General features: G+C 32.6%; 20 protein-coding genes. 11 read left to right on the forward strand and 9 right to left on the reverse strand.

The window, feature by feature from the left end:
* Positions 1-178: 178 nt before the first annotated feature.
* Together O5O44_RS16085 and rpsU are read left to right on the forward strand one after the other, a co-directional pair.
* On the forward strand, positions 179-1,042 hold the full coding sequence (locus O5O44_RS16085) for a sigma-70 family RNA polymerase sigma factor (protein WP_019387677.1): 864 nt from the start codon (positions 179-181) through the stop codon (positions 1,040-1,042).
* A gap of 36 nt (positions 1,043-1,078) precedes the next feature.
* A complete protein-coding gene (rpsU, locus tag O5O44_RS16090) occupies positions 1,079-1,273 on the forward strand; it encodes a 30S ribosomal protein S21 (RefSeq protein WP_019387676.1) in 195 nt (64 codons plus the stop codon).
* 80 nt (positions 1,274-1,353) lie between these two features.
* On the opposite strand, the gene O5O44_RS16095 is transcribed toward rpsU, so the two are convergent.
* Together O5O44_RS16095 and O5O44_RS16100 are read right to left on the reverse strand one after the other, a co-directional pair.
* Positions 1,354-1,593 (reverse strand): hypothetical protein, encoded by a 240-nt coding sequence (locus tag O5O44_RS16095; RefSeq protein ID WP_289195209.1) that lies wholly within the window; start codon positions 1,591-1,593, stop codon positions 1,354-1,356.
* Positions 1,594-1,654: 61 nt separating this feature from the next.
* Positions 1,655-2,449, reverse strand: coding sequence for a DUF2797 domain-containing protein (locus O5O44_RS16100; RefSeq protein ID WP_289195210.1), 795 nt, complete (start codon positions 2,447-2,449; stop codon positions 1,655-1,657).
* Between the two features lie 42 nt (positions 2,450-2,491).
* On the opposite strand from O5O44_RS16100, the gene O5O44_RS16105 reads away from it, so the two are divergent.
* Positions 2,492-4,006 (forward strand): GH3 auxin-responsive promoter family protein, encoded by a 1,515-nt coding sequence (locus tag O5O44_RS16105; protein ID WP_289195211.1) that lies wholly within the window; start codon positions 2,492-2,494, stop codon positions 4,004-4,006.
* Positions 4,007-4,399: 393 nt separating this feature from the next.
* Here O5O44_RS16105 and clpX read toward each other — a convergent pair whose 3' ends face one another.
* From clpX to O5O44_RS16135, 6 genes are all read right to left on the reverse strand, one after another.
* Positions 4,400-5,632 (reverse strand): ATP-dependent Clp protease ATP-binding subunit ClpX, encoded by a 1,233-nt coding sequence (gene clpX, locus O5O44_RS16110; RefSeq protein WP_019387672.1) that lies wholly within the window; start codon positions 5,630-5,632, stop codon positions 4,400-4,402.
* A gap of 71 nt (positions 5,633-5,703) precedes the next feature.
* Complete coding sequence (gene clpP, locus O5O44_RS16115; protein ID WP_019387671.1) at positions 5,704-6,378, reverse strand: ATP-dependent Clp endopeptidase proteolytic subunit ClpP; 675 nt, start codon at positions 6,376-6,378, stop codon at positions 5,704-5,706.
* A 143-nt stretch (positions 6,379-6,521) separates the two neighbouring features.
* Positions 6,522-7,850, reverse strand: a complete 1,329-nt coding sequence (tig, locus tag O5O44_RS16120; protein WP_289195212.1) for a trigger factor — start codon at positions 7,848-7,850, stop codon at positions 6,522-6,524.
* A 203-nt stretch (positions 7,851-8,053) separates the two neighbouring features.
* A complete protein-coding gene (locus tag O5O44_RS16125; protein ID WP_289195213.1) occupies positions 8,054-8,401 on the reverse strand; it encodes a phage holin family protein in 348 nt (115 codons plus the stop codon).
* A gap of 15 nt (positions 8,402-8,416) precedes the next feature.
* Positions 8,417-9,184, reverse strand: a complete 768-nt coding sequence (locus tag O5O44_RS16130; RefSeq protein ID WP_289195214.1) for an alpha/beta fold hydrolase — start codon at positions 9,182-9,184, stop codon at positions 8,417-8,419.
* On the reverse strand, positions 9,184-9,897 hold the full coding sequence (locus tag O5O44_RS16135) for a pyridoxine 5'-phosphate synthase (protein ID WP_289195215.1): 714 nt from the start codon (positions 9,895-9,897) through the stop codon (positions 9,184-9,186). Before O5O44_RS16135 ends, O5O44_RS16130 begins: the two co-directional genes overlap by 1 nt.
* 146 nt (positions 9,898-10,043) lie before the next feature.
* Between O5O44_RS16135 and O5O44_RS16140 the strand changes: the two genes are divergently transcribed.
* The 8 genes from O5O44_RS16140 (at position 10,044) to murI (ending at position 18,374) form a co-directional block, all read left to right on the forward strand.
* Complete coding sequence (locus tag O5O44_RS16140; RefSeq protein WP_019387666.1) at positions 10,044-10,703, forward strand: CBS domain-containing protein; 660 nt, start codon at positions 10,044-10,046, stop codon at positions 10,701-10,703.
* A gap of 65 nt (positions 10,704-10,768) precedes the next feature.
* Positions 10,769-11,662: an NAD kinase gene (locus O5O44_RS16145; RefSeq protein ID WP_289195216.1), complete on the forward strand. Its 894-nt coding sequence runs from the start codon at positions 10,769-10,771 to the stop codon at positions 11,660-11,662.
* A 103-nt stretch (positions 11,663-11,765) separates the two neighbouring features.
* Entirely contained in the window at positions 11,766-12,452 is a 687-nt protein-coding gene (gene porG, locus O5O44_RS16150) for a type IX secretion system protein PorG (protein WP_289195217.1), read from the forward strand.
* A 1-nt stretch (position 12,453) separates the two neighbouring features.
* The gene (uppS, locus tag O5O44_RS16155) at positions 12,454-13,194 is read left to right on the forward strand and encodes an undecaprenyl pyrophosphate synthase (protein ID WP_289195218.1); all 741 of its coding nucleotides are present in this window, start codon (positions 12,454-12,456) and stop codon (positions 13,192-13,194) included.
* The gene (gene bamA / locus O5O44_RS16160) at positions 13,127-15,808 is read left to right on the forward strand and encodes an outer membrane protein assembly factor BamA (protein ID WP_289195219.1); all 2,682 of its coding nucleotides are present in this window, start codon (positions 13,127-13,129) and stop codon (positions 15,806-15,808) included. The genes uppS and bamA overlap by 68 nt, the downstream gene beginning before the upstream one ends.
* A gap of 173 nt (positions 15,809-15,981) precedes the next feature.
* Positions 15,982-16,992 (forward strand): OmpH family outer membrane protein, encoded by a 1,011-nt coding sequence (locus tag O5O44_RS16165; protein ID WP_289195220.1) that lies wholly within the window; start codon positions 15,982-15,984, stop codon positions 16,990-16,992.
* A gap of 31 nt (positions 16,993-17,023) precedes the next feature.
* Entirely contained in the window at positions 17,024-17,524 is a 501-nt protein-coding gene (locus O5O44_RS16170) for an OmpH/Skp family outer membrane protein (protein ID WP_019387660.1), read from the forward strand.
* 70 nt (positions 17,525-17,594) lie between these two features.
* On the forward strand, positions 17,595-18,374 hold the full coding sequence (murI, locus tag O5O44_RS16175; protein WP_289195221.1) for a glutamate racemase: 780 nt from the start codon (positions 17,595-17,597) through the stop codon (positions 18,372-18,374).
* Between the two features lie 102 nt (positions 18,375-18,476).
* Here the strand turns inward: murI and O5O44_RS16180 are convergent, their stop codons facing one another.
* On the reverse strand, positions 18,477-18,992 hold the full coding sequence (locus O5O44_RS16180; protein ID WP_289195222.1) for a gamma carbonic anhydrase family protein: 516 nt from the start codon (positions 18,990-18,992) through the stop codon (positions 18,477-18,479).
* Positions 18,993-19,004: the final 12 nt, after the last annotated feature.

Here is a 19,004-nt window from a genome sequence, read left to right on the forward strand (position 1 = left end):
ATTTAGCCTTGAGACAAGTTTCTACTTAAAATCAATAAAATGTCAAAAAACGTCAAAATTTGAAGATTTTTGAACGTTTTTACGCGTTTTTACTTAAAAACATCCTGTTTTATTAGGTTTTCTGACTTTTTTGACTATGTTATAAGGAAGTCTAATTTCATAAAATCTATAATAATATATGCGCCAATTAAAAATTACAAAACAAGTTACCAATCGTGAAACTAAATCTCTGGATAAATACCTTCAGGATATTAGCAAAATTCCATTAATCACAGCCGATGAAGAAGTGGAACTAGCAAAACGTATTCGACAAGGAGACCAAGAGGCATTAGATAAACTTACAAGAGCCAACTTACGTTTTGTAGTTTCAGTATCAAAGCAATACCAAAATCACGGACTATCATTACCCGATTTAATTAACGAAGGCAATGCAGGACTGGTTAAAGCGGCAAAACGATTTGATGAAACTAGAGGTTTTAAGTTTATATCATATGCAGTTTGGTGGATTCGTCAAGCAATTTTATCTGCATTAGCACAACAATCTCGAATAGTTAGATTACCTTTGAACAAAATTGGCTCAATTAGTAAAATTAATAAAGCCTATTCATATCTAGAACAGCAGCATGAGCGAGCGCCAAGTGCACAAGAAATTGCTACTAATCTAGATTTAACTGTTAATGATGTAAAGCAGTCCATGAAGATTTCGGGTAAACATGTTTCCATGGATGCACCGTTTAAAGAAGGAGAAACGTCTAATTTATACGATGTTATAAAGTCTAGCGAATCTCCAAGACCTGATGCTTCACTGATAAAAAACTCATTAACCATTGAAGTTAATCGTGCATTAAACACGTTATCAGAAAAAGAGGCTATTGTGATAAAGCACTTTTTTGGTATTAATGCAAAAACACCCAAAAGCCTTGAGGAAATAGGAGAAAATTTTGGATTAACTAGAGAAAGAGTAAGACAAATAAGAGAAAAAGGTATTCGTAAATTACGTCATACCTCAAAAAATAAAATATTAAAAACGTATTTAGGATAAGCCTAAAACAAAAAAATCAAATATTAAATTCAAACTATGTTAAAGATTATAGTAAAAGATGGCGAGAATATAGAACGCGCCTTAAAACGTTACAAACGTAAACACAGAAATATTAAAGTAATGCAGAACCTTAGAGATGGTCAGTTTTTCACTAAACCCTCTGTAAAAAGACGTCGTGAAGTGCAAAAAGCAGCATATATTCAAAACTTAAGAGATCAAGAGGATATATAATCATATATAACTTCTCATAATTTAAAATCCCATTTACATTAATTGTTTATGGGATTTTTTATTTTCTTATCTCTTCAATTTTAAGAATCGTTATTATTTTTTCTGTAATTTATGGGTCTATCTTCATAAAAATGATCAAAAGTTTTATCAGTACTATAACGGTCTTTTAAAACCTTATAAACCATAATTAATAGAAAGGCTTGCCCCAAACACATGGTATAAAATACCCATGAAAAAGCAATATTCATAGAAACCATAACGGTGAGCAATACTAACATAAATGTAGTAAGTGCTACATAAAACATTACTGGAATTTTCATTTTTTATTTTCAAGATACTAAATAACAGAAAATTAACCCGTTACAACCTTGTAAAAATGACTTAATGAACTGTTATTTGAACAACCAAACCTTCATTAGCACGTACATTAAAAACGGTTTCATCTTCAAAAATGAGGTATTGCCCTTTTATACCTACTAATTTACCTGTGTAAGCATGTTGTTTAACAATATTTAAGCTTTTTGGTTTTTCAGGATATTTAAATACTGGAAATTCGAGGTTTGTTTCTGTATTACTTTCAATAAAATAATCTTTTGCTTCTTCTGGAATATAAGATTTTAAACGTTCGCGCCATTCTACTAAATTTTCATCTTTAATATCGTTTTTAAGCATTGAGCGCCAATTGGTTTTATCGGCTACATAATCTTTAAGCGCAACTTCTGTGACTCCAGCCAAATACCTATTTGGGACCTCAACAATTTCAATGGCTTCATGTGCCCCTTGATCTATCCAGCGTGTGGGAACTTGGCTTTTTCTAGTCACCCCAACTTTTACATTACTTGAATTCGCTAAATAAACGATGTGCGGTTGTAACTGAACTTTTTTCTCATATTCTAAATCTCTATCGGCAATATCTAAATGTGCTGTACTTAACTCTGGTCTCATAATCCAATCTCCAGCTTGTGCTACATCGTAAAAACATTGCCTATCATAACCTTGTCTGAATATCGGTTTATCCAATCCACAGTTTAAACACTGATATTTTACAAATTGTATGGTAATGGTTTTATTGAGTAATTGATTCATATTTATAAAATCATTCTCAAACACTAAATAATACTGAATTGGACTAGTAAATTCAGTTTCCATTTTTGTTAGAACACCTTGGTAGGTCATAAAAAAAAGTCTTATTTTTAGAATCTTAAAGATAGCATAAATATGTCAATTCCATTAGTAAATTCTATTGCGTCATGGTTTTTAAAAAAGCGATTTCATCAAATTGAATTGTTTTTAAAGTACCCAAACGAAGTGCAGGAAGAGCTCTTATTGAGCTTGTTAGATTTTGCGAAAAATACAGAAATAGGTAAGGAATTTGATTTTGCATCTATTAAAAATTATAGAACGTTTGCAGAACGCGTTCCCATTAAGAATTACACGGGATGGCAAAGTACAATTGAAAGATCGCGACAAGGTGAAAACAACATTTTCTGGCCCACACCTATTAAATGGTTTGCTAAGTCAAGTGGAACTACCAGCGCAAAAAGTAAATTTATACCTGTAAGCGAAGAATCATTAGAAGATTGCCATTATGCAGCCAGTAAAGATTTGTTGTGTATGTACTTAAACAACAACGAAAACTCGCAACTATTTACTGGCAAGAGTTTAAGGTTAGGAGGTAGTAAGGAATTGTACAAAGAAAACGGAACTGTTTTTGGCGATTTATCGGCTATTTTAATTGATAATATGCCATTTTGGGCAGAGTTTAGCAGCACTCCAAGTAACAAAGTCTCGCTAATGAGCGATTGGGAGCATAAGATGCAAGCCATTGTTGATGAAACTATAAATGAAAATGTCACCAGTCTAGCAGGAGTACCTTCTTGGATGCTTGTATTGTTGAACAACGTGTTAGAAAGTTCTGGAAAACAAAACTTACATGAAGTTTGGCCAAATTTAGAAGTGTATTTTCATGGTGGCGTAAGCTTCACACCTTATAAAGATCAGTACAAAAAAATTCTACCCTCTAAGGATTTTAAATACTATGAAATTTACAATGCCTCTGAAGGTTTTTTTGCCATTCAAGATCAAAATAATTCCTCGGAATTACTACTGATGCTGGATTATGGTATTTTTTATGAATTTATCCCAATGGAAGTGTATGCGACTTCAGAAGAAAAAGCTATTCCACTTAGCCAGGTTCAACTCAATAAAAATTACGCAGTCATTATAACTACAAACGCAGGTTTATGGCGTTATAAAATTGGTGATACCGTAAGATTTACGTCTTTAAATCCTTACCGTATTAAAATTTCTGGAAGAACTAAACATCATATAAATGTTTTTGGAGAAGAACTCATTATTGAAAATGCAGAAAACGCACTCAAAAAAGTTTGCAAACGAACCAAGTCAGAAATTGTAGATTTTACTGCAGCACCAATTTTTATGAAAGGCAAAGAAAAAGGTGCTCATGAGTGGTTAATAGAGTTTAAAACACCTCCTAAGGATCTCGATTATTTTAATGAATTATTTGATAATGCATTAAAATCATTAAACTCAGATTATGAAGCAAAACGTTATAATAATATCACCCTTAACAAGCCAAAAATAAATATTGCACGCACACATTTGTTTCATGATTGGTTAAAATTAAATGACAAATTAGGTGGACAACATAAAGTACCTAGACTTTCAAATTCTCGTGATTATATTGAAGATTTACTGAAACTGAACAACTAACCACTTTCTTCAAAACTCATTCTAGAACATTTATTGATTTATTAAATCAAGGTTCTTAACTTCTTCATATGTAATAATTAGCAAAACAAACTATGAAGTTAAAAAATCTCAAACTGTTTTACACATCAAATTCATATTCATCATTTAGATTTTATCGATAAAAGGTTGTCATATCGATTAAGTGCTACCAAAAAAGTTTTTAAACGAGTATTTCGTCTTATAGTCTAAAACACAGTTTGTGGTCATTGCCCATGTATTTATTAGCTATACTTTTACGTCAGATTAAAGAGTAACAAAAACTAAATAACGTATATCCATATTAATTAATATCCATAAATAAAAAAAACCACGCTATATAGCGTGGTTTTTTTATAATATTAATTGACAAACTATTTAAGAAACTGCTTTAAGTTTCTTTAAAGTTGTTTTTGTTAATTTATCTTCGGCATAAGCCTTTGTCACATTTAATTTTTTCTCGTTACTACTTGGCAATTCAAACATTGCATCGGTTAAAATTTCTTCGCATAAAGAACGTAATCCTCTGGCACCCAATTTATATTCAATTGCTTTATCTACAATAAATCCTAAAGCCCCGTCTGTGATGGTAAAGTCTATATTATCCATCTCAAACAACTTTTTGTATTGTTTTATTATAGCGTTTTTTGGTTCTGTTAATATGGCTCTTAAAGTATCTGCATCTAACGGATCCATATATGTTAATACCGGTAAACGTCCTATAATTTCCGGAATTAAACCAAAATCTTTTAAATCTTTTGGTATAATATATTGCAGAAGGTTATCTTGATCGACAACTTCATCAGACATCGATGCGCTATAGCCAACAGCTTGCATATTTAATCGTTTTGAAATAACTCGATCAATACCATCAAAAGCACCACCGGCAATAAATAATATATTTTCTGTGTTGACTTCAATAAACTTTTGGTCTGGATGCTTACGCCCTCCTTTAGGTGGGACATTAACAACGGTACCCTCTAAAAGCTTAAGTAATGCTTGTTGAACACCTTCACCAGAAACATCTCTAGTTATAGATGGGTTATCGCTTTTACGAGCAATTTTATCAATTTCATCAATAAAAACAATGCCTTTTTCTGCTTTTTCTAAGTTATAATCAGCGGCTTGTAACAAGCGCGTTAAAATACTTTCAACATCTTCACCTACATAACCAGCTTCAGTTAAAACCGTTGCATCAACAATAGCCAATGGTACATTTAACATTCTAGCAATGGTTTTCGCCATTAATGTTTTACCTGTACCCGTTTGCCCAACCATTATGATATTACTTTTTTGAATGTCTATATCATCTGTAGTAACTGGTTGCAATAATCTTTTGTAGTGATTATAAACAGCAACCGACATTACTTTTTTGGTTGACGATTGACCTATAATATATTCATCCAGAAACGCCTTAATTTGTTGGGGTTTACGAAGTTTTAATTCTGCAGATAAGTCACTGCTATCGTTTTGTTTTGATTCCTCTAGTACAATACCATGAGCTTGCTCAATACATCTATCACAGATGTGTGCATCTAATCCCGCAATCAACAAGTTTGTCTCAGGTTTTTTACGACCACAAAACGAACATTCTAATTCTTCTTTTGCCATTAATCTTATTTAATTTTGAGAGTAAAAAGTTATAATTACCTCTGTAACAATTCTTTAAAATTACAAATTATTTATTTGCGAGCCAAAATCTCGTCTATCATACCGTATTCTTTGGCCTTATCAGCTTTCATCCAGTAATCTCTATCACTGTCTTCATATACTTTGTCGTAATCTTGTCCTGAATGCTTACTAATTATCTTATAAAGTTCTTCTTTTAGAATTAAAATTTCTCTAGCCGTAATTTCAATATCACTAGCTTGACCTTGCGCTCCGCCTAAAGGTTGATGAATCATGACACGCGAATGCGTTAATCCGCTTCGCTTACCTTTTTCACCAGCACATAACAATACGGCCCCCATAGAAGCTGCCATACCAGTACAAATAGTTGCTACATCTGGTTTTATAAATTGCATGGTATCATATATACCTAAGCCCGCATAAACACTTCCTCCTGGAGAATTGATATATATTTGAATATCTTTATTAGCGTCTGTACTTTCTAAGAATAATAATTGAGCCTGAATAATATTGGCCACTTGATCATTAATTCCTGTTCCTAAGAAAATAATCCTGTCCATCATTAAACGAGAAAATACATCGAAAATTGCAATATTCATTTGGCGCTCTTCAATAATATTCGGTGTAAGGTTAGTAGGATACATGCTACTTATAATTTTATTATAGTATGTACTGCTTATACCTTGGTCTTTTATCGCGAATTTTTCAAATTCTTTTGCGTAATCCATAGTCGTTTTTATTGTGTTTTTTATTTAACCATCTGACTTACATAAAGATAAGTTTTAATGAATTAAATGTGAATTTTGTTTTTAATAAAAAAGCGCTTAAATCTTTTGATTTAAGCGCTTAAATATAAGCATTTATTATTTATCTATTTGTCACCGTAAACTTCTTTAACAAAGTTTTCGTAACTTAATTCTTTTACTTTAATATTTGCTTTTTCTTTATAAAGCTCAAGCAATTTTTGGCTAATTAACTGCTCTGATATACGACGTGCCTCATCCTGATTACCTAACACTCTGGCAGCAATATCATCCAACTCTTTATCAGAAGGATTCATTTGACCAAATTGAGCCATTTGTCCTTTAATCATTTCTTTTGCATGATTCTTAATATCGTCCATAGTTACTTGAACGTTATTTTCTTCAATTAACTTTCCTTCTATTAACTGATAACGTAAGCTTTTTTCAGACTTCTCGTATTCTTCTCTTGCTTGGTCTGCATCTAATTCTTGCTCGCCAGCTGTTTGCATCCATTTTGTTAAAAACTCGGCAGGTAAATCGAATTTAGTATTTTCAACTAAATATTCAGTAACATCGTTTAGCAGTTTTTGGTCTGCTTGTTGCGCAAACTGTTTTTCGGCATCTTCCTTTATTTTGGCTTTTAATTCGGTTACAGAAGTTACATTTCCAGCTCCAAAAAGCTTATCAAATAATTCCTGATCTAAATCAGCCAATTCACGTTCGTTAATTTCAGTAATTTCAAAATTAACTTCAACATCTAATCCATGAACATCATCATGTCCTAATTTTAAAGCATGCATTAATTCATGCTCGTCATCATAAAGTCCTTTAGTTTTTAATGTAATAACATCGCCAACTTTAGCGCCAATAAATTGTTTTGCAGTAGATTTTCCTTTAAACTTATCTAAAGTTAAAGTTACTGTATTGTTTATCTCTTTTTCCTCATTAGTAAAAGTACCCGTTATTTCACTGTCTTTTTGAACAGTATCTTGAGAAACTAATTTCCCGTATTGTTTTTGAATACGCTCAATTTGCTCATTAATCATTTTGTCATCAGCAATAATATGGTATTGCGTGATGGCTTTTTTACTTTTCAATTCTACTTTAAATTCTGGAGCAAGACCCAATTCAAATTCAAAAGAAAATTTATCGGCATCCCAATCTATTTCATCTTGTGTTTTGGGTAATGGTTGCCCAAGAACATCTAATTTTTCTTCAGTTAAATATTTGTTTAAAGCATCTTGTAATAACTTGTTTACCTCATCAACCAAAACAGCTTTTCCGTATTGCTTTTTAACCATTCCCATTGGTACATGACCTTTTCTAAAACCTGGAATGTTAGCTGTTTTACGATAATCTGTTAATATTTTTTCTACTTTATCGCTATAATCTTCTTTAGCGATATCAACTTTTACTACAGCATTTAATGCATCAACGTTTTCTCTTGTAATATTCATTTTAAATGATATAAAACCCTTTTACGGGAGTTTAACAAAAGGTTTTTAAACCTAAATTAATTAATTCACGCTTACGCGAAAATATCCAAATTTAGTAGAAACTCTAAGCCTTTAATGTACAGCGATTTCTGTGACTAAAATTGGGATGCAAAAATAATACATTTTTACATCCCAACAAAGTTTTTAATTACTTGATTTTGAAGCTATTTTTTATCTGTTTTCAAGAAAGACTGTAAAAGCGATTGAAGTATAGATAAAAGAATACTGAATAAGATTGCCCACCATATATTTTCGACCGAAAATCCATCAATAAATTTATCGGCTAAAAGAATAATCAACCCGTTAATAACGAGCAGAAATAAACCTAAAGTTATGATGGTTACGGGCAATGTAAAAATTATCAAAATGGGCTTTACAAATAGGTTTAAGATAGACAATACGAGCGCAACAATAATTGCTGAGACATATCCATCTACATAAACGCCCGTTAAAATATTTGCAAGAGCAAATACCGCGATAGCGTTGAGCAATAATCTTAAAATTAAATTCATGTTTTTTGTATTTATTTATGAATTTACGAAATTAATTACAGCTTCAAAAAAGTCTTTCGGATTTTCGGCGTGTAACCAATGTCCAGCATTAGAAATGGTAACTACGTTAGCCTTTGAAAAATGATTTTTTATAATGCGTTCATCCTCTATTCCTATATATTCTGAACGGTCTCCACGTAAAAACAGGGTGTCTTTATCAAATCTGGCATAACTTGGTAAGGGTTCACCAACCTCGGCAACTTCATTTTTTAAAACTTCTAAATTGATTCGTAACCCTAATTGCCCTTTTTCTACCCAATATAAATTTTTAAGTAAAAACATACGGATTCCTTGATCTGATATGAAGTGACTTAAAGCTTCATCTGCCTCACCTCTTGATGAAAGTTCGTTAAAATTTAAAGCGCTTAGTCCTTCTAAAATAGCATCATGATGCACCGGATAAAATCTTGGTGAAATATCGGCAACTATTAATTTTGAAACCATTTCTGGATAAGTTGCAGCAAATAACATAGCTGTTTTTCCGCCCATGGAATGCCCTAATAGCACCATATTGGTAAGATTATTAACATCGCAATACTGTTTTAAATCTTCAACTAAAACCTCATAATTAAACTCGGCATCATGAAAACTTCTTCCGTGATTACGCTGATCCAACAAATGCACTTGAAATCCTTCTTCGCTAAACTGAGTGCCAAGGGTTTTCCAGTTATCGCTCATGCCTAAAAACCCATGTAAGATAACAAATGGCTTTCCTACTCCTAAAATATTTGAATGTAAAAGCATTATTTAAGTTTGTTTAAATACATTTGAATTACATTTTCTACTCCCAAATATAAACTCTCTGCAACTAATGCATGCCCAATTGATACCTCTAACAAATTTGGTATGTTCTCTTTGAAAAACTCAATATTATCAAGCGATAAATCGTGACCTGCATTAATTCCTAAACCCAAATTATTTGCTAATTCGGCACTTTCAACATATGATTTTATGCCTTCAAAATCTCCTTTACTATATTGATGCGCAAATGCCTCAGTATAAAGCTCGATTCTATCAGTTCCAGTTTCTTTGGCGCCTTCAATTTGTTTTAAAACTGGATCAACAAATATTGAAGTTCTAATATTGGTGTTTTGAAATTCTTTAATCACATCAACTAAAAAATCTTTGTGTTTTATAGTATCCCAGCCTGCATTACTTGTAATAGCATCAACAGCATCTGGCACTAACGTAACCTGTGTTGGCTTCACATCTAACACCAAATTAATAAATGATTCTATTGGATTTCCTTCAATATTATATTCGGTATAAACTTCTGGTTTTAAATCGCGTGCGTCTTGATATCTTATATGTCTTTCATCAGGTCTTGGGTGTATAGTCACTCCTTCCGCACCAAATCGTTGCACATCTTTTGCAAACTGTACTACATTTGGCACATCGCTTCCTCTGGAATTTCTTAAGGTTGCTATCTTATTAATATTAACACTTAACTTTGTCATAAATCTATTTTAAAAGACAAAAATACAAAGTACAACAAGCATTGGTACTATTTTTTTGATTAATTTGCGGTACATTTTAAGAGTACTATTAAAATGGAATGCGCAGTTAGTTTATTTGAATTATCAATTTATATTAGGAAAGAACGATGAAACTTTCAGAACTTATAATTAACGACATAAAACCGTTAAACATTAACAGTAAAACAAGAGATTTACAATTATTGTTTAATCAACTAACATTCTCGCATATTCCTGTAAAAGACGATACCGGTGCCTATTTAGGTTGTTTTTCTGAGACCGATGCCCATATTTTTGACGCCGACAAACAACTAAGCGAGTATAAATACGCATTGGAAGATTTTTATGTTAGAAAAAATACCGTATGGCTCGATATTTTGGAAACTTTTGCTGTAAATTCAACCAATGTCATGCCTGTCTTAGATATTCATAACAAGTATTTAGGTTATTATGAATTAAATGATGTTATCAGTTTATTTAGCGAATCGCCTTTTTTCTCTGAAGCTGGAGGCATTTTAATCGTGGAAAAAGGTATTAACGATTATTCATTTAGTGAGATAAGTCAGATTGTTGAATCGAACGACGGTAAACTTTTAGGCGCATTTATTTCTAGAATGAACACCGATTTGGTTCAAGTAACCTTAAAGATAGGGAATACTGGGCTTAATGAAATTATACAAACATTTAGACGCTATAGCTATAACATTGTTTCTGGACATGAAGAAGATGGCTATCTTGAAACATTAAAAGAACGTTCAGACTATTTAAAAAAATATTTAAACATGTAGTTTGGTGAAAAATATTTTGAACTCAATACAAAATACCAAACAACCATAGAAAATAAAATAAACACATGAAGGTTGCCATTTTTGGACGATATTTTAATGTAACAACACCACAATCGGTTGAAACGCTTTTCAATTTTCTTGAAAGTAAAGGCATCGATGCTTATATCGAAACGGAGTTTTACAAGCTTATATACAAAGAACCTCACAATATAAAAGACTACCATAAGTATAAAACATTTACCGAACTTGATGAAAGTTTTAGTTTTTTAGTGAGTATTGGTGGCGATGGTACTATTCTTAGAGCAACCATGTTTGTGAAAGATTTAGGTATTCCTATAATTGGAATTAACACAGGAAGATTAGGGTTTTTAGCTACTATTCAAGTTGATGCCATTGAAGAGGCTATTCAAAATATTATAGATGGAAAATACAGAATTTCTGAACGTTCAATACTAACTGTTGAAACAGTTCCGGAAAATGAGGATATAAAATCGATGAATTTCGCGTTAAATGAAATTTCAGTAAGCAGAAAAAACACAACTGCTATGATTACCATTGATACACATTTAAATGACGAATTTTTAAATTCATATTGGAGTGATGGTTTAATTGTCTCTACACCTACTGGCTCAACAGGCTATTCATTAAGCTGCGGCGGCCCTGTAATTACTCCAGGTGCACTTAACTTTGTTTTAACTCCTATTGCGCCTCATAACCTAAGTGCTAGACCATTGGTTATTCCCGATTCTACAGAAATTCACCTTAGAGTAAACGGTCGAGAAAAACAGCATTTAATTTCCTTAGATTCTAGAATTGCCACACTAGATAACGGCACACTTATTAAAATTAAAAAGGCAGATTTTAAAATTAAGATGATAGACCTTTTAAACGAAAGCTTTTTAGCAACCTTAAGAAAAAAGCTGCTTTGGGGAGAAGATAAACGTAATTCGCTTAAATAACTTAACAATATTTCAAAAGAATTTCTGTTTTACACTAATACTATTTAGCTCAAATTGTTATGGGCTAATCTTATTTATTATATTTGCAAACTTTTGAATATTTATGAGGCATTTAACCATATTGATATTAAGCATTTTAAGCGCTCAATTAAGCTTTAGCCAAATTAACGAAATTGGCGTTTTTTTAGGTGGAAGTAATTTTATTGGAGACGTAGGTGCTACCGACTATATTTCACCAAATCAATTCGCTATTGGCGGTTTATATAAATGGAACAGAAGTAAAAGACATTCCTATAGAGGCTCAATAATATTTAGTGAATTAGAAGGTATCGATACCAATTCAGACGACCCAAGACGTATTCAAAGAGGCTATGAGTTCTCGAGCAAAATAACTGAAATCTCATTAGGTATGGAATTTACATTTTTAGATTTTAACCTGCACTCTGGTGAAAAGCTAGGAACTCCATATTTATATTCAGGTATTACAGTGGCTTATCACGATAATCACTATTTTTCAAACGGTGCACAAACACAAGAAGATACCTCAAGTTGGGCTTATGGAATTCCTATGGCTATAGGGTTTAAAACCAATGTTTTAGAGAATTTTATTTTAGGTATTGAAGTTGGTGCGCGTTATACCTTCTCAGACGAACTTGATGGAAGCAAACCTGATGCAAGTGAACTACAATCATTGCGTTTTGGAAATATAAATAATAGCGACTGGTATGTGTTTTCTGGAATTACATTAACTTACACCTTTGGAGAAAACCCTTGCTATTGCGTAGAATAAAATGGATTTAAAGAACAGTATTCATACAAAATCATTACCTAAACATATTGCCATAATTATGGACGGAAATGGGCGTTGGGCAAAACAAAAGGGCATGATGCGCGCTTTTGGTCATGAAAACGGAACCAAATCTGTAAGACAAACTGTTGAAGCTAGCGCTGAACTTGGCATAAAAAACTTAACTCTTTATGCTTTTTCAACTGAAAACTGGAATAGACCAAAATTAGAAGTACAAACACTTATGAAACTTTTAGTGTCCTCTTTGAAAAAAGAAATAAAAACACTTCAAGACAACGACATTAAATTATCTGCCATTGGTGCTTTAAATTCTTTACCGACCAAAGTGCACAAAGAACTTTATGAAGTTATAGAAAACACAAAAGATAATTCTAGAATGACCCTAACTCTTGCACTAAGTTATGGCTCTAGAGAAGAAATCATAAACACTGTTAAGGAAATAAGTATTAAAGTTAAAAATAATATAATTTCTCCCGAAAATATTGATGAATCAATTATAAATGAGCATCTTTACACGCAAAATTTACCAGATGTAGATTTGCTAATTAGAACCAGTGGAGAACAACGTATAAGCAACTTTTTATTATGGCAAATTGCATATGCAGAATTATATTTCACAAGTGTCTTATGGCCAGATTTTACAAAGCAGCATTTATATGAAGCTATTATTGAATATCAAAAAAGAGAACGACGATTTGGGAAAACAAGTGAACAACTTAGTTAAAAATATATCTACTACATCATATTTAAAGAACTGCATTGCAATACTATTTTTTATTAGCTTTTTTAATGTTAGTTCACAAAATTCTAACTTTACAGAAGGAAAAAAATACACTTTAGGCGAAGTTTCAGTTGCTGGAAACACTGCATTTAGCGAACAAACTATTATAGCATATTCTGGTTTAAGAAAAGGGCAAGAAATTACAATCCCTGGTGAAGACATAGGTAATGCCATTAAAAAACTTTGGAACTCTAAACTATTTAGCGATATAGAAGTATACGTTACAAAAATAGAAGATAATGTGGCTTACTTGCAGATTAAATTATTTGATTTACCTCAACTCAACGAACTAAAAGTCAAAGGCGTTAAAAAGGGTAAAATTGAAGGTATAGTTAAAGAGAATAAACTAACAAAAGGAACTAAAGTCACCGAAAACTTAATTACAACTACCAAAAACTTTCTTACTAAAAAATACAAAAAAGAAGGTTTCCTAAATACTAAAGTACATATTAATACCATTGAGGTGCAAGATACCGTGAAAGCCTCAAGAGTAAATATGGTGTTGAATATAGATAAAGGTGAAAAAGTAAAAATTAAAGATATAACCTTTAAAGGCAACGACGTTCTGAGTGATAAAAAACTTAGAAAAAGCATGAAAGGCACTAAGAAAATTAACCCAATAAGGGTTTTAAAACGTTCAAAATTCATAGACTCATCGTATCAAGCAGATTTAGGTCATGTAATTGATACTTATAAAGAAAATGGATATAGAGATGCCCGAATATTATCGGACAGTTTGATTTATAACGATGATAAAACCATTTCTTTAGTAATTAAAGTTAATGAAGGTGAGCAATATACTTTTGGAGACATTAAATTTATTGGTAATACCGTTTATACAAACGAACAACTTAGTAGATTGTTACGAATTAGAAAAGGCGATACCTACAATGGAATCTTATTACAAAAAAGAATAGCCGACAATTCGAAACCAGATGCTCAAGATATTACAAATCAATATCAAAATAACGGCTATTTATTCTCGAGTGTAAACCCTGTGGAGGTAAGTGCTGATAATAATGTTATTGATATTGAAGTTAGAATTTCTGAAGGAAAACCAGCTTATTTTAACAGCGTCTCAGTTGTTGGAAATGATAAAACCAACGACCATGTTATTTATAGAGAACTACGTACACGCCCTGGACAATTATACAGCAAAGCCAATGTGGTAAGAACGGTTAGAGAACTTGGGCAATTAGGCTTTTTTGATGCCCAACAAATAACTCCAAATTTTAACAATCCCAACCCCGTAGAAGGCACTATTGATATGGAATATGCAGTTCAAGAAACTGGATCTAGCCAAATAGAACTACAAGGTGGTTACGGCGGTGGAGGTTTTATAGGAACACTTGGTTTATCATTTAACAACTTTTCTATAAAAGACATCTTTAAAAAAGAAGCTTATAAGCCAATCCCAATGGGTGACGGACAGAAATTATCGCTACGTTTGCAAGCTAGTCGTTTCTATCAAACCTATAGTTTCTCATTTTCTGAACCTTGGTTAGGAGGAAAACGTCCAGTACAATTCTCTACATCTTTATCGCATACCAAACAATTTTTATACGATTACAGGACTGGGAACGCAGATAAAAGTAGAAGTTTTAACATTACAGGTTTAACCTTTGGATTAGCTAAAAGATTATCGGTTCCAGATGACTATTTCACCTTATCGCAAGCAGTAAGTTACCAACGTTATGACTTAAATAACTACAACACAGGTTTATTTACATTTGGTGATGGTTTCTCAAACAATTTATCATACACTTTTGGCTTAAGTAGAAATAACACAAGTGTTGATCCTATTTTCCCAACAGGAGGGTCTAACTTCGCCTTTAGCGCAAAATTTTCGCTCCCTTATTCTTTATTTAACGGTGTTGACTACGAACAACTTTCAGATGATTACGATGACGCCGTAGAAAGAAGAAACAATGCTGATAGCACTGCAGATATTGAGTATATTGAAGCCACTAATGACATCACTGAAATTGACCAAAAACGCTTCAATTGGTTAGAGTTTTACAAAGTAAAATTCTCTGGTGAGTGGTATACTCAAATAACAAAAAATTTAGTTTTAAGGCCAAAAATAGAATTTGGATTTTTAGGAGCATATAATAATGCCAGAGGTGTAATACCTTTTGAGCGTTTTTATTTAGGAGGAGATGGTTTAGGTAATTTCTCGTTAGATGGAAGAGAAGTTATTCAATTACGTGGTTATCCAAACCAATCGCTTACCCATTTAGATGAAACTACAGGGCAGGCATCTCAAGATGGTTCAAGTATTTACAATAAATTCTCATTAGAACTTCGTTATCCAATAACATTAAAAGCATCGGCTAAAATTTATGCCCTTGGTTTTATTGAAGGTGGTTCATCGTACGAAAATTTTAGAGATTTCGATCCTTTTAACATCAAGCGTTCTGCAGGATTAGGTATTCGAATATTTATGCCAGCATTTGGTTTATTAGGTATTGATTTTGGCCATGGTTTTGATCCATTACCTGGGCAAACTACTAAAAATGGATGGGAAACTCATTTCATAATTGGACAACAGTTTTAACTAAAAAAAATACTTTGGCACGATATTTTCTAATAACACAATAATGATTTGCATGAGAATTAAAATTTTTAAGATTAAAATTCGTTAATTTTGAAAACCAAGTTCAAAAAGGCAGAGAATAACCATCTGTCATTTTAGAATTTATAAAAGATAAATTATAAAATATTAAACAGATGCAAAATAAAGTTCTTTTTTTACTGACATTAGTTTTTACACTAAGCTTTTATTCGCATGCACAACGTGGGGTAAGAATTGCTTATATTGATACCGAGTATATTTTACAAAATGTACCCGAATATCAAGAAGCCACAGCACAATTAGAAGATAAAGCTCAGAAATGGAAAAACGAGATTCAAGCAAAATTAGCAACGGTTGAGCAAAAGCGAAAAGATTTAAGTAACGAAAAAGCGCTTTTAACAAAAGAACTTGTTGATGAGCGCGAAGAAGATATTGCTTTTGAAGAAAATGAGATTTTAGATTATCAACAAAAGCGATTTGGGCCTAATGGCGATTTGTTTATTCAAAAAAGACAATTGATGCAACCCATACAAGATCAAATTTTTGCAGCAGTTCAAGACATGGCTGAAGGCAGAAAATATGATTTTATATTTGATAAATCATCAGACGCTGTGATGTTGTATTCTGCAAAACAGTTTGACGTTAGCGAGCAGGTTTTAAGAAGTATCACAAGATCTTCAAAACGAAAGCAAGTTACAACAAAAGCAGAACGAAAAGCAGCCGAGGAAGAGGAGTTAATTCCTGAAATAAATGAAGAACAAGAAGCTAGAGAAAAAGCTTTAGAAGAAAAAAAGCAAGCTAGAGAAAGTGCCGTTGAAAAACGCAGACAAGAAATTTTAGAGGCGCGTGAGGCTAAGAAAAAAGAGGCCGAAGCAAGACGTCAAAAAATATTAGAAGATAGAGAAAAAGCGAAACAAGCCAAATTGGACGCCAGAAACAATACCGCAGAAGCCGCCAATGAAACCACTGAGGTAGCCGGTAAAACAACTGAAGCCAAAATTGAGGGAGAAACTAAAACGAAGGCTGAACTTATAGAAGAGAACAGGCAAAAAAAATTAGCTGAACGTGAAGCTAGAAAAAAGGCTTTAGAAGAAAGAAAAAAGAAAATTTTAGAAGATAGACAAAAAGCAAAGGACAGTATAAACAACTTAAACAAAAACGAATAATAATTTATAACACACTTAATACTATTTAAAAATGAAACAATTGAAAACTATTTTATTAGCAACCGTACTATGTATTGCATCTGTTAGCTTTACACAAGCGCAAAGTAAAGTTGCTCACATAAATACTCAAGAATTAATTGCATCTATGCCTGCAGCTAAAAAGGCACAAGCAGAAATTGAAGCTTTGAGTAAAACGTACCAAACAGATATTCAAGCGTCTATTACAGAATACCAAAACACTGTAAGTCAATATGATGCTGAAGCTAATACAAAAACGGCTGAAGAAAATCAAAAAAGAATGATTGAATTACAGGAAAAGCAACAAAGAATTCAGCAATTTAGAGCAGATGCACAAAAAGATTTAGCTGAAAAAGAAGCTGAATTGTTTAAGCCTATTCAGGAAGCTGCAATGAAAGCTATAAACGATGTTGCTAAGGCTAAAGGTTACCAATATGTTTTAGACAGAGCTACTTTAATTGTTGCTGACGGTGATGATATTTTAGCAGACGTAAAAAAACAATTAGGTATCTAATAAAAATCTACCTTATAAATATTATGAAAAGCTGCTTTTTACAAGGCAGCTTTTTTATTTTTGTTAAACTATGAGTAAACACCCTATTGGTATTTTTGATTCAGGAGTTGGAGGCACATCTGTTTGGAAAGAAATTCATGCTTTGTTGCCTCATGAAAACACCATTTATTTAGCCGATAGTGCTAATGCACCATATGGCCCAAAGGGTAAAGAAGCTATTATAGAATTAAGCATAAAAAATACAGAATACTTATTAAATAAAAACTGTAAGCTTATCGTTGTAGCATGTAATACTGCTACAACAAATGCTATTGATTATTTACGAGCCAATTACAATGTACCTCTTGTTGGTATAGAACCCGCCATTAAACCTGCTGCTTTGCAAACCAAAACCCATGCTGTTGGTATTTTAGCCACCAAGGGAACCTTAAGTAGCGAATTGTTTTCTAAAACGTCGAGCCTGTTTGCTAGTACGATTAATGTAGTTGAACAAAATGGCAATGGTATTGTTGAGCTTATTGAAAATGGTAAACTTAATTCTGAAGAGATGAAAACGCTTTTAATGGTTTACTTAAAGCCGATGATTAAAGCGAATATTGACTATTTGGTTTTAGGTTGCACACATTACCCTTATTTAATGCCATTGCTATTAGAATTGCTTCCGAAACATGTAAAAATTATTGATTCTGGTGAAGCCGTAGCAAGACAAACTAAAGCCATTTTAGAACGCCATAATATATTAAATACCAATAATACTCAACCTAAAAACAAATTTTTCACAAATGGTAAACCGGAAGTGATGCAATCGCTTTTGGGTGCTAATTATTGGGTTGAATATCTTGATTTTTAAAATTATTAGTGAATTGCGTTAGGGATTGCAATGCTTAGCATTTGGCGAGGCGAACATCGAGCCAAAACTAGTTATGGAAAGCCCGACCCTTGCGGTAACGCCCTACTCTTTAAACCAACTTGAATATTTTATATAGGCATCGGCTATTCGGTTTATTTCGCCCGAGATGAGTTCGTTACTAATATCTTTTACTTTTTTGGCTGGAACTCCAGCATAAATGCTACCCGATTTCACCAATGTGTTTTGGGTTAACACTGCGCCTGCTGCAATAATACTGTTGCTTTCTACCACACAACCATCCATAATAATACTACCCATGCCCACCAAAACATTGTCGTGAATGGAGCAGCCATGAACCAAGGCGTTGTGACCTATAGAGACATTGTTGCCAATCGTGGTGGCCGATTTTTGATAAGTACCATGAATTACCGCACCGTCTTGTACATTAACTTTATTGCCCATTTTTATGTAATTAACATCGCCACGAACAACGGCGCTAAACCATACGCTACATTGGTTTCCCATAGTTACTTCGCCTACTATGGTTGCGTTTTCGGCTATGAAACAATCGTCTGGAATACTAGGTGCTTTCCCTTTTACTGATTTTATTACTGGCATATTTAATTCCTT

Origin of the sequence: Algibacter luteus (genome assembly GCF_030344935.1) — a bacterium.
GTDB classification, from domain to species: Bacteria; Bacteroidota; Bacteroidia; order Flavobacteriales; family Flavobacteriaceae; genus Arenitalea; species Arenitalea lutea.